Origin of the sequence: Brachyspira sp. SAP_772, assembly GCF_009755885.1 — a bacterium.
In the GTDB taxonomy this organism is placed as follows: Bacteria; Spirochaetota; Brachyspiria; order Brachyspirales; family Brachyspiraceae; genus Brachyspira.
Map to the genome: position 1 here is coordinate 1 of NZ_VYIX01000007.1, position 1,626 is coordinate 1,626.

The following is a 1,626-nucleotide window of genomic DNA, read 5'->3' on the forward strand; positions in this document are numbered from 1 at the left end:
AGAAGATGAAAAATCTTTTGGTATATGCTGTGCTATTAGTATTGGAATTGGGAAGTTTTTTGGTATAGATGGAATTAAACTCCTTAATGCTTTAGGRCCTCCTGTGGATATTCCTATTGCTATAAGTTTTGGATTTTTAAAATCAGAATAGTTTATTTTTTTTATTACATCACTTACTCTGCTTATATTGTGCGGAAAAGTGTTTATTGTGTTTTTTTGTATTGTAGTATTTCTAAATAAATTATTTTTTATACTTTCATCTATTTTTATTTCTTTTATATTTTCTTCTTTTTTAATATTTTTATTTATTATAATACTTGATATTTCATTTTCTATATATTCTATTTTAGCATTCTTRTTTATAATCTTAAATGCTCCCAAATTAAGTATTCTAGTATTCAAATCATCATTTTTATCTGTAGTTGWTAATACTATTACTTTGGTATTAATGCTCTCTTTTTTTAATTGCTTAAGGAGTTCAGAAGCACTCATCATTGGCAGGTTAAATTCTACGAATGCAAAATCTATTTTTTTATTTATTATAGTTTTGTATGCATCTATACCATTATTTACAATATTTACTATTTTTACAGCAGGATTTTTCAAAAGTATTTTTTTTATATTATCAGATACTTCCTTAGAATCTTCTGCTATTAATATATTGATAAATAATCCCATAATACACCAAAATTATTTATTATTTTTTTCATCTTCCTCTATAATTTCATTTAAAGTATTAAATATTTCTGAGGTACTTTGGTCGAATATGCTTTGATTGTTTTCTTCTTTTTTCTTTATATCATAAATATGTTTTTCATTGTCTGTATGTTTGAAATCTTTTTTATCAGTTTTTGTTTTAGTCTTTTTTATTTTTGTATATACTTTATCTTTTATTTTTATATAAATATTTTTAATTGTATTGCTTAATTTTATTATAAATAAAGCAACTATTCCAATAAAGCATAATACTACAAACCATTCGCCAAATCTAGTGTATATTGTAATCTTATCATTCAAAGCTACATTAGCAATCATATAATCAGGTTTCCAGAAAGGAAGAGTAGATATCACCTTACCGCTGCTTGATATATGTCCAGTTACACCAGAGTTTCCATTATGTACTATGTCTCTTCTGTTTTCTATTGCYCTAAATACAGACATATAAAAATGCTGAAGCAAAGAGTTATCGCTGTAAGACCAAGCATCTTCAGTTATAACGGCTATAGTTTGAGCTCCGTCATATGCAAACTGTCTTACAAAATCTCCAAAAGCACTTTCATAGCATATTATACCAGAGAACTTATAACCATTTGGGTGTTCAAATACTGATATTTTATCGCCTATCTCCCATCTGCTTGCTCCTGCTTTATCAAATTGTTCGTATATAAGAGCTATAATATTTTTAAATGGGAAAGTATTAAGAAGAAACTTATTATTTTGAAAAGGATAAGCTTCTCCTCCTGGAACAAGTTTTATTTTTTTGTAGCTRTCAATAATATTTCCTTGCTCATTTATAAACTCTATTCCATTATAATATTTATAAGGGTTATATGCATTTTCATTTGTATTTTCTTCTAYAATTGTTGTACCAAGCAAATGATGAGTTTGAGTATTTTTTATTGTATT

Annotated in this window: 2 protein-coding genes; both read right to left on the reverse strand. The window is 25.7% G+C overall.

What is annotated here, in order from left to right:
* The coding region (locus GQX97_RS12120) for a response regulator (protein WP_157152195.1) at positions 1-678 on the reverse strand (678 nt) is incomplete at its 3' end.
* Positions 679-690: 12 nt separating this feature from the next.
* Positions 691-1,626, reverse strand: a 936-nt coding sequence (lnt, locus tag GQX97_RS12125; protein WP_157152196.1) for an apolipoprotein N-acyltransferase, incomplete at its 5' end; no start/stop codon positions are given.